This is a genomic window from Dickeya chrysanthemi NCPPB 402, from assembly GCF_000406105.1.
Lineage (GTDB): Bacteria > Pseudomonadota > Gammaproteobacteria > Enterobacterales > Enterobacteriaceae > Dickeya > Dickeya chrysanthemi.
Genome location: NZ_CM001974.1, coordinates 1,520,584 through 1,529,000 on the forward strand (window position 1 = coordinate 1,520,584; position 8,417 = coordinate 1,529,000).

At 55.3% G+C, this 8,417-nt stretch carries 11 protein-coding genes; 2 read left to right on the forward strand and 9 right to left on the reverse strand.

Going from position 1 to position 8,417, the window contains the following annotated elements; translation table 11 throughout:
• Window positions 1-105: 105 nt before the first annotated feature.
• The 8 genes from DCH402_RS06915 to DCH402_RS06945 all read right to left on the reverse strand — a co-directional run bounded on the left by DCH402_RS06915 (window position 106) and on the right by DCH402_RS06945 (window position 5,815).
• Complete coding sequence (locus tag DCH402_RS06915; RefSeq protein WP_040000456.1) at window positions 106-726, reverse strand: flavin reductase family protein; 621 nt, start codon at window positions 724-726, stop codon at window positions 106-108.
• 59 nt (window positions 727-785) lie between these two features.
• Window positions 786-1,862, reverse strand: a complete 1,077-nt coding sequence (locus DCH402_RS06920) for an alkene reductase (protein ID WP_040000457.1) — start codon at window positions 1,860-1,862, stop codon at window positions 786-788.
• 24 nt (window positions 1,863-1,886) lie between these two features.
• The gene (locus DCH402_RS23265) at window positions 1,887-2,015 is read right to left on the reverse strand and encodes a hypothetical protein (RefSeq protein WP_264085368.1); all 129 of its coding nucleotides are present in this window, start codon (window positions 2,013-2,015) and stop codon (window positions 1,887-1,889) included.
• Between the two features lie 144 nt (window positions 2,016-2,159).
• Window positions 2,160-2,882, reverse strand: coding sequence for a hypothetical protein (locus DCH402_RS06925; RefSeq protein WP_040000458.1), 723 nt, complete (start codon window positions 2,880-2,882; stop codon window positions 2,160-2,162).
• A gap of 71 nt (window positions 2,883-2,953) precedes the next feature.
• Window positions 2,954-3,367 carry a tautomerase family protein gene (locus DCH402_RS06930; protein WP_040000459.1) on the reverse strand — a complete coding sequence of 138 codons (414 nt, stop codon included), beginning with the start codon at window positions 3,365-3,367 and terminating at the stop codon, window positions 2,954-2,956.
• A 70-nt stretch (window positions 3,368-3,437) separates the two neighbouring features.
• A complete protein-coding gene (locus DCH402_RS06935) occupies window positions 3,438-3,848 on the reverse strand; it encodes a hypothetical protein (protein ID WP_040000460.1) in 411 nt (136 codons plus the stop codon).
• A gap of 81 nt (window positions 3,849-3,929) precedes the next feature.
• Complete coding sequence (locus DCH402_RS06940) at window positions 3,930-4,823, reverse strand: alpha/beta hydrolase (protein ID WP_040000462.1); 894 nt, start codon at window positions 4,821-4,823, stop codon at window positions 3,930-3,932.
• An 8-nt stretch (window positions 4,824-4,831) separates the two neighbouring features.
• Window positions 4,832-5,815: an MBL fold metallo-hydrolase gene (locus DCH402_RS06945; RefSeq protein WP_040000463.1), complete on the reverse strand. Its 984-nt coding sequence runs from the start codon at window positions 5,813-5,815 to the stop codon at window positions 4,832-4,834.
• Between the two features lie 268 nt (window positions 5,816-6,083).
• Between DCH402_RS06945 and DCH402_RS06950 the strand changes: the two genes are divergently transcribed.
• Window positions 6,084-6,569, forward strand: a complete 486-nt coding sequence (locus DCH402_RS06950; protein ID WP_200864872.1) for a winged helix-turn-helix transcriptional regulator — start codon at window positions 6,084-6,086, stop codon at window positions 6,567-6,569.
• Window positions 6,570-6,833: 264 nt separating this feature from the next.
• Here the strand turns inward: DCH402_RS06950 and DCH402_RS06955 are convergent, their stop codons facing one another.
• Window positions 6,834-7,448, reverse strand: a complete 615-nt coding sequence (locus tag DCH402_RS06955) for a TetR/AcrR family transcriptional regulator (protein WP_040000464.1) — start codon at window positions 7,446-7,448, stop codon at window positions 6,834-6,836.
• A 78-nt stretch (window positions 7,449-7,526) separates the two neighbouring features.
• On the opposite strand from DCH402_RS06955, the gene DCH402_RS06960 reads away from it, so the two are divergent.
• Window positions 7,527-8,408 carry an NmrA family NAD(P)-binding protein gene (locus tag DCH402_RS06960; protein WP_040000465.1) on the forward strand — a complete coding sequence of 294 codons (882 nt, stop codon included), beginning with the start codon at window positions 7,527-7,529 and terminating at the stop codon, window positions 8,406-8,408.
• Window positions 8,409-8,417: the final 9 nt, after the last annotated feature.

Genomic DNA, 8,417 nt, shown 5'->3' on the forward strand with positions numbered 1-8,417 from the left:
TCGACCTTGCCTTGCTGGCGGCGACCGAGTTTCGCGGAAAATTTCCGGACGCCATCGAGCGGCCGGTGATGAATCTCTGTATGCACGATCTTGCTCGGCGCCGGGTCAATCAACCGGTCGCTCAAGCCTGAAAAGCTGCTCCGCGCTGATTTCGAAGTAGTCGGCCGGCCCACCGCCGCGCAGGATCGGGCGCGCCTGCGCAGTCTGGTACACGCCGTCCTTGATCAACTTCCGGTCGATGTGGATCGCTACTGCTTCGCCCAACACCAGCCACGCCGGCAGCGCCGCGCCGCCCTGCGCCTCAAGCTGCACGATCTGGGTAACCACGCACTCGAACTGCACCGGGCTAGCCGCAACGCGCGATGGCCGCACTTTGGCAGAAGGCAGACTCTCCAGCCCGGCTAACCCGAACTCATCGACGTGTGCTGGCACCATCGCCGCGGAGGCGTTCATCGTCTCGACGAGCTCTCTCGTCACCAGGTTCCATACGAACTCGCCGGTGTCGCGCGCGTTGGCGAGCGAGTCCTTCGCACCCAGCGAGCAAAAGCCGATGATCGGCGGTTTGTAACTGAACAGGTTGAAGAAGCTGTAGGGGGCAAGGTTGCGCACGCCATCGTTAGAGACTGTGCTGATCCAGCCGATCGGTCGCGGAGCGACGATGGCGTTGAGCGGATCGTGACGCAGGGAATGCCCCTGCGCCGGTTCATAGAAATGCCAGTCGGTCATAGTTTTACCTAAAGCGCCCGCAGCTTGGCGGGCTTCGTTGTACGTTTATTAATCCGAGTTCATCCCATCACCGGTGCCAGGCTCGGGTAGTCGGTGTAACCCACCACCGGATCGGGCAGGCCGTAAGGGTAGAAGGCTTCCGGGCGCGGCGCATTGAGTGGCAGGTCCAGTTCCAGTCGGTGCGGCAGATCGGGGTTGGCGATGAAATCCTTGCCGAAAGAAACGGCATCCGCCTCGCCGGCGGCGAGTACTTGGCGAGCAGTGCCGCCGGTAAATGCCTCATTGGCAATAAACACGCCGCCGAACGCCAGCTTCAACGCCGGGCCGATCCGTTTTTTGCCGAGCGATTCGCGGGCAAAGATGAACGCAATGCCGCGCTGGCCCAGTTCCTTGGCCAGGTAACCGAAAGTCGCCAGCGGATTGGAATCGCCCATCGAGTGCGACTCGCCACGCGGTGCCAAGTGCATACCGACCCGACCGGCGCCCCACACCGAAATCGCGGCATCGGTCACTTCCAGCATCAGGCGGGCGCGGTTTTCGATTGAGCCGCCATACTGGTCGGTGCGCAGGTTGGTGCTGTCCTGCAAAAACTGGTCGAGCAGATAGCCATTGGCACCGTGGATTTCCACGCCGTCAAATCCGGCGAGCTTCGCGTTCTCCGCGCCCTTGCGGTAGGCCTCGACGATGCCCGGAATCTCTGCGGTTTCCAGCGCGCGCGGCGTCACAAAATCGCGCATTGGCCGCAGCAGGCTCACATGGCCCTTGGCGGCAATGGCGCTCGGCGCCACGGGCAGCTCGCCGTTCAGATAAACCGGATCGGAAATCCGCCCGACATGCCACAGCTGCACGAAAATGCGCCCGCCTGCGGCATGAACCGCATCGGTGACGAGCTTCCAGCCGGCCACCTGTTCTGCGGACCAGATGCCCGGAGTATCGGGGTAACCGACGCCCATTGGCATGACGGCAGTGGCTTCGCTCAGGATCAGTCCGGCGCTGGCACGCTGGGCGTAATACTCGGCCATTAAGGCATTGGGAACACGGCCGGCGCTGGCGCGGCAGCGGGTCAGCGGCGCCATGACGATGCGGTTGGGTAACTGCAGGTCGCCGACTTGGATGGGATCGAACAAGGTGGTCATGGAGTGTGCCTCTTTCAAGCTGAATTAGTCGTGTAGTGATGCATTCTGTTTGGAACTTAAGCGGCTATTCCATTTGCCTGCAACGATGTAAGGCGCGGCGGCATCCTGTGCCACCGTGAAGAAGATTTTTGCTTCTTCCGGGGCCTTGACCATGATTTCCTTCGAAAGCCAGAAGTCAGCGTCGGCCTACTTCATCATCACGGTCGCATTCGGAAAGACGCGTTTCCCGTTTTACTGACCTTTTTTGAATACCTCAAAAACCGAATCTTTTTCGGAAAGACTCAAAAGATTCCCTAGTTATATGAAAGAGATTTTGCTCATATCTATGGTAACTAGTAGAGGCTCCGGTACCTTTTGTCCGTCCGGTTGCATAGGGTAAACACGTCGTTTTGTCGGTACAATGATGCCGTTGAACTCATGGTAATCAGACGCATAATTGGCACCAGGCGCACCACCACTAACATCTACTGTATAATCATGTCGACGCAACAGGCCGTCTTCTCCAAAATAAGAAACCTGTTCACGGCTATGAGTAGCAATGTTCTCAGGGAATGTAATTTTAAGACGACGCCATGTCTCGCCATTTTCCAACCATGGAGACAGTTCCTCAGTCACAAAGCCGGGATACGTATACAAAAAAGGCTGAGTCATATACGTCCACATTGCATAACTTGCGAAATATGCTACATGTAGATCGTCCCACGGTGTTTCTAGAACATGACCATCAAATGAATCACGTGGATTGTGACGGCTAAGGAATGTTTCGCCCGTGCTCGTGCTTTCTACGGATACATGATCCGGTGTATAAATACTGCGTCGATCCACTGCGGAGAAACTATTGAAGATCACGTGTTGTTCGTGTGTTTTAATTTCAAAGTCGTAATCGTCCAAAAGACCTGGGTTTCCTTTGATATGCCACAGCGCTCCTCCAATGTTTGATTGGGCGTTTACTTTTGAAATTTTCTCCCAGCGATCCAGGCCGCCATGAGCTTTTACTGCAAGCTCTAATAATTCGTTCATATCGTATTCCTCCCCTTTAAATCATAAATCTGATGCAGTAGCACATTGAAAAAGAACTCCTTAAGTTTGATTTACTTGTTTACCCACGGCATAGAAAGGTCGATGTCAGAGACCAGCTTTCCACCGCCGAAGCTCATGCTCTCCAGGGGAATAGCCTGCATTATAAGGGTGACATCGTCCTGGCTGACGCCGACCTTTTCTACTGCGTATCGGGTGACCAACTCCGCGAGCTTGCGTTTCTGCTCCACTGTCCTGCTCGTACCGGTCGTCACCGTTACGATCATGCGCTTGTCGGATCTTTTCATGTCAGGAAAAGTCGGATGGATGAAGAATTCATCGTCCTTGTGCTCGCTGATGATGACGAAACGGTCATCCATAGGTGTATCCATGGCTTCATGAAGTGCGAGATTTAAGGCATCCGCCAGAGCCCGCTTCTCGTCGCCAGAGAATTTTTGAGCCGGAATGTGGGCGTGAAATATTGGCATGAGTGTTTCCTCGGCTGTGTTGTTCAGGTTAAATGAGGTGCTGTTTTCCCGGCTTAGCTTGTTTTCCGGCTTAGCTGAAAAAGTCCTGACCGAGTGTTCCTTCGAGTCGCTCCCTAAGGCCGGATGAGAACTCACGAACGACGGCAAACGGGCTTTGGAAGAGCTTGATGTTGTTGATGAGGCCGGACTCATTCCGAGTGAGCAGGGTGACGCCGGCGATCGGCTTGCCAGCGTGGATGGCATCCCACTCAAGGTAAGTCTTCGCACCGTCGACGGTCTCCGCAGTGAACACGAAGTGTTCGTACATCGTGCTTGTCGCGGCAAAGAACGCCCCGATGAGTGTCGGGCCGACCACGGTCTTGCTGAGGGCTGAGGTCTGAAGGCTGGCGTCAGCGGTAAACGACTTCGCGAAGTCGCTCGTGCCTTTCTTCATGACGATTTGCATCCATGCCGTTCCCGGCGCGTTGGTGTCAGTATTCATTACAATCTCCTGTCTGATGTCTTGTCAGTAGTGATTACAATCTTCTATCGAGTGTCTGCGTCTTCGCAGAGTGTGCGCGGGCTATTTCTCGAGGTGCCCGATGAGAAACTCGCCGGCTCGCTGCAGCGCGTCGTGGGCCTGAGGAAAAGAGGCTGTCTGGATGTGCCAGACGTGGAGCATCTCCGGCCAGACCTCAAGGTGCGACTCACCGCCGGCCGCTCGCACCTTTCGGTCAATTTCAAGCGCGTCGTCGAGAAGTATTTCGTCGCTTCCGACATGGATGAGCAGTGGAGGAAAACCGTGCATGTCGGCGAACAGGGGTGAGATGCGGGGATCCTTCAAGTCGTGGTCGCCTGCGTACGCCTTGACCATCTCCCGCATTGCGCTCGCGTTGACCATTGGGTCGCGGTCGGCCAACTGCGTTAACGAGGGCAGCGTCAGCGTTAAGTCTGCCCATGGGCTAATGAGTAGCGCGGCTCGCGCGTCCTTGTGGCCCTTTGAGGATGCGTAGGCAAGAACGTTGAGAGCCATGCCGCCGCCACTGGAATCTCCTGTCACGGCGAACGGCTTGCCAAGCGCACGCACTGCTTCGTAGCCGCGGATGGACTCGTCGTAGGACGCCGGAAATGGGTGCTCGGGTGCCTTGGAGTGGTCCAGAACGATGACCTGGGACTTTGCCGCTCGAGACAGCTCTCCGAGCATGCCCAAATGCGAGGCAGGAGAGCCAGCCACCCAGCCACCACCGTGGAAATGGTAGATAACCCGGTCTTTGGACGCGCCGGGAGCCGTAATCGCCACCGCGGCTACGCCACCGAGCTCGGTCGGCTCGACGGTTAGGTCAGCCGCCGGCGGGTTCACCTGTGAAATTGCCTCCATGTCGACGCGAAGCGTCTCGATGGTCTGTACGGGATGCGCTAAGTTGGATGCGAACATCGCATCGCGGAGCGTGCGGATGGAAGATGAGTCGTAGTTCATGGTTCACCTCATTTCAGGTTGACGAAGGTAGCCGGCACCCAGTCATAGCCCACGCCGTTGTCGGCCTGGCGAAGACGGCCCAGGCCAGGGAACGGCATGTGGGCAGCGGCAATCATTGTCTTGTCCGCGGCGAGTTTCACCAGAAGGGCTTCACGCGTTTTGACAGCCGATGCGCTGTCTGAGTCAAAGACGATGCTGACTTCCGGGTGCGGCATCTGCACGGCGCCAACATGAGCGACGTCGCCCCAGACCAGCAGTGACTGACCCTTTGAGGAAATCATGTAGCCGGTGTGACCAGGCGTATGGCCGGGAATGGCATACGGTGCGATGCCGGGGACGATTTCGTCCATGCCTTCGTACGGTTTCCACTTGCCTGCAGCGATGTAAGGCGCGGCGGCATCCTGTGCCACCGTGAAGAAGATTTTTGCGTCTTCCGGGGCCTTGGCCATGATGTCCTTCGACAGCCAGAAGTCGGCGTCGGCCTTCTTCATCATCACGGTCGCATTCGGGAAGACGCGTTTCCCGTCTTTGTAGATCCCGCCACTATGGTCAGCGTGAAGATGGGTCAGCAGCACCAGGTCAACCTGCTCCGGCTTGTAGCCAGAGGCCTTCAGGTTCTGCACGAGCTTGCCCAGCGTGGGGCCGCCCCAGTGGCCGCCTGAGCCGGTATCGATGAGAACGAGCTTGGATCCGGTGTTGACGAGGTAGCCCTGGACGGTGGCCGAGACTTTCTTGGGATCATTTTGGAAGGAGCGCGCCAGGAGGGACTGGATGAGCGCCGGATCGCCATGCAGGAGGCTGGAGTCAATGCTGCCGCTGCCGTCATGGAGCACGGTGACTTCATAGTCGCCAATCATCGTGCGATAGAAGCCCGCAACCTGCTTGTGCTGCATCGGCGCTGCAGCCTGGGCCGGTGCGACAGCAACGAAGGTGCCGCCGAATGCTAACGATACCGCGAGCAGGGTACGCGAACTGATAGTGGAGAATTTCATCGTGTTTCCTAATCATTGTTGTGTGTAGTGAGATAGGTACGTAAATACGTAATGATCTTTCGCGGAACGCCGGCTCATCGTGCCATGTCGTTGTTGCCTTTCCGGCCACCCGCACTACCGAATTGCCGACATAATCCGTGGTGAAAGCCACACGCATGTTCGATTTCGCTGTCGATCCGTCAGGAATCGCATTACTTGCAAACTGCAAGTGGTTGAATGATATTTGTGAAACTTGCATAATGCAAGTGGAAATTTAAGGAGAATCGCTGTGCCGCAAACAAGACGATCGGGCTGCCCGATCAACCTGACGCTTGAACAGATAGGCGACCGCTGGAGCCTGATCGTTATCCGCGATGTTATGTTCGAGAACCGACGCAGTTATGGCGCCCTGCTGGAGCAAAATCAGGAAGGCATCGCCACTAACATTCTCGCAAGTCGGCTGAAGCACTTGACCGCGTCAGGCCTGCTGACACGATGTCCGGATCCGAATCATCATCAGAAAGGGATCTACAGCCTTACGGAAGCGGCCATACAGCTTGTACCTCTGCTCGCACAGATGGCTGCCTGGGGTCTTCGGCATACGCAAGCTAGCAAGGAAGCGTCTTTGCGTGCGGAGCGGCTGGAAAGGGGGGGGCCCTCATTTTGGAGTGCCTTTATGGATGAACTCCGTTACCTGCATCTCGGTGCACCGCGTCCGGCGCGCTCAGTATTGGGCGAGCTCCAGGGCGACGATAAGAAGGCAATCGATCATTAGTACTCATCTTTGCGCCATGACATACATCCCGATGGCAGCCGGACCTTGCAGCAACCATTCCGTGAACTACACTAATGGACGCTTAATAAATAGCCTGAAGTTGAAGCCGCCAGGTGGCGGTTTGATCAGGCTGCTGAGATGAAATGAGAAACGGTGGGGCACTCAGATGTGTTGTTTAGGCACAACGCTGCCTGCTGATGCGCCGGCAATTTCTGGTTTTAAACTCCGGTAAGTGCGGGGCCTGATATTTTTGATGATACCGATTCAGGTTATCCCATCAGAATCTGGATGGGTAATCTCGCTTTTTGGCCAGGCCGACATTGAAATATCAATGAGCTGTGAAAGCGTCTGTCGGCTTGCTCCGGCTGAAGGCAGATTGACAACTGACTGCAGAATGCCAAAGTAATACCAGGCCAGCAGTTCCAGATCGACATCCTCCGCGATTTCACCCGCTAATTGCCCTTTCGCCAAAATGTTTAAAAATACCTGTCGCTGTTGGCAAATGCCCACATTCGTAGTTATTTTTCCTTCGGGTGTAAGGTCTGCCTGCTCAGTGAGGCTGCGAGACAGCAGGCAACCTTTGCGGTGGCTTGTTCCAGCGCTGTCAGGAAGGAATTCACGCAGCAATGCTTCAACCCTCACTCTTGAAGACTCAGATTGAATCGAATTCATGCGTGTCAGGACGCGGTCCGTATACAGCCTGAGGCACTCATTGAATAGCCCGTCCTTATCCCCAAAACGCTGATAAAGGCTCGACCGGGACAGGCCAGTTGCTTCAGTAAGGTCGCTGATGGATGCGTTTGCATAACCATGCCCCCAGAAAACATCAATCGCTGCATTCAGCACGGCATTTTCATCGTATTGCGGTTTACCGCTCATAAATCCTCCGTTGACAATCTGGAATGATCGTACCAAGATTGTTGTACTGATCGTTCCATCATATAATAAGGGTTCACCATGCTTAATCAATCGAATACTCCCGCACCTGTATTGCGTATCGCTGTTGCAGGAGCGACAGGTCGGGTCGGTTCACACTTAATCAATAAGCTTTCATCAGATCCCGTGGAGATTATTTCACTCACGCGTCAAAAGGAACCTGAAAATATTTCCGACAGAGTATCATTTGCGGTTGTGGATTTTGATAAGCCTTCAACGTTAGAAATGGGGCTTGTGGGGGTCGATAAGCTTTTTATCTCCCATGGTACATCCCTTCAACAGGTGGCTAATGAGATGGCACTCATTGATGCAGCGGTAAAAACAGGCGTACGCCATATTGTTAAACTTTCCGTGATGGGACCCGCGACGCTCGCCAATCCTTTTGCGTGGCATGCAGCGATAGAGGCTCATCTGGCCCAACAACCTGTAGCCTCAACCGTATTGAGACCGACGACTTTCATGGATGTACTCAAGCGCGCTGGCAGACATGTCGCTGCTGGAACCTGGGCAGGCGCAGCAGGTAAGGGGCGTGTCAATCTGATTGACGTTCGGGATATAGCCGATGCGGCACGTGCGGCGCTACTTGAAAAAGTAGCGGATAACTCCCAGCGTGCTTATCACCTTACAGGCCCACGTACCTGGACAATGCATGAGGTTGCAGAGAAATTATCCGATCTTTTAGGTCGTACGGTCACCTATATGGACCGCTCACCCGAGGAACAGCGTGCTGCGTTACTGGCTGAAGGCCTGCCTTCATTCGTTGCAGAACTGCTGGTTGGACTGGATCAAATATTCAATCAGTCAGTACTGATAGAGCGAACCCTGACGGTCGAAGAACTAACCGGCTCAGCCCCGCGTGAGCTTTCTGACTGGCTTAAGGAAAACATTGAGTTCTTTAGGTAAAAGACCAGG

What these genes read in the sequence shown, in the direction of transcription:
- DCH402_RS06955 (WP_040000464.1), bottom strand. Translation starts at nt 7,448, where the DNA reads ATGAGCGGTAAACCGCAATACGATGAAAATGCCGTGCTGAATGCAGCG.
- DCH402_RS06915 (WP_040000456.1), bottom strand. Translation starts at nt 726, where the DNA reads ATGACCGACTGGCATTTCTATGAACCGGCGCAGGGGCATTCCCTGCGT.
- DCH402_RS06940 (WP_040000462.1), bottom strand. Translation starts at nt 4,823, where the DNA reads ATGAACTACGACTCATCTTCCATCCGCACGCTCCGCGATGCGATGTTC.
- DCH402_RS06925 (WP_040000458.1), bottom strand. Translation starts at nt 2,882, where the DNA reads ATGAACGAATTATTAGAGCTTGCAGTAAAAGCTCATGGCGGCCTGGAT.
- DCH402_RS06960 (WP_040000465.1), top strand. Translation starts at nt 7,527, where the DNA reads ATGCTTAATCAATCGAATACTCCCGCACCTGTATTGCGTATCGCTGTT.
- DCH402_RS06920 (WP_040000457.1), bottom strand. Translation starts at nt 1,862, where the DNA reads ATGACCACCTTGTTCGATCCCATCCAAGTCGGCGACCTGCAGTTACCC.
- DCH402_RS06945 (WP_040000463.1), bottom strand. Translation starts at nt 5,815, where the DNA reads ATGAAATTCTCCACTATCAGTTCGCGTACCCTGCTCGCGGTATCGTTA.
- DCH402_RS06935 (WP_040000460.1), bottom strand. Translation starts at nt 3,848, where the DNA reads ATGAATACTGACACCAACGCGCCGGGAACGGCATGGATGCAAATCGTC.
- DCH402_RS23265 (WP_264085368.1), bottom strand. Translation starts at nt 2,015, where the DNA reads ATGGTCAAGGCCCCGGAAGAAGCAAAAATCTTCTTCACGGTGGCACAG.
- DCH402_RS06930 (WP_040000459.1), bottom strand. Translation starts at nt 3,367, where the DNA reads ATGCCAATATTTCACGCCCACATTCCGGCTCAAAAATTCTCTGGCGAC.